Annotated in this window: 1 pseudogene; it reads left to right on the forward strand. The window is 57.1% G+C overall.

Annotated elements, in window-relative coordinates:
- A pseudogene (locus SB725_RS31630) lies at positions 1-266 on the forward strand (aromatic amino acid transporter AroP); the annotation flags it as partial.

The raw sequence follows: 266 nt of genomic DNA on the forward strand, positions 1-266 counted from the left end.
GGTCCGGCTGTATTGCTGGGCTACGGCGTCGCCGGGATCATCGCTTTCCTGATTATGCGCCAGCTTGGCGAAATGGTGGTTGAGGAGCCGGTATCCGGTTCATTTGCCCACTTTGCCTATAAATACTGGGGACCGTTTGCGGGCTTCCTCTCTGGCTGGAACTACTGGGTAATGTTCGTGCTGGTGGGAATGGCAGAGCTGACCGCTGCGGGCATCTATATGCAGTACTGGTTCCCGGATGTTCCAACGTGGATTTGGGCTGCCGC

Origin of the sequence: Pseudomonas sp. SIMBA_041 (assembly GCF_046535095.1) — a bacterium.
Taxonomy (GTDB): domain Bacteria; phylum Pseudomonadota; class Gammaproteobacteria; order Pseudomonadales; family Pseudomonadaceae; genus Aquipseudomonas; species Aquipseudomonas mucoides.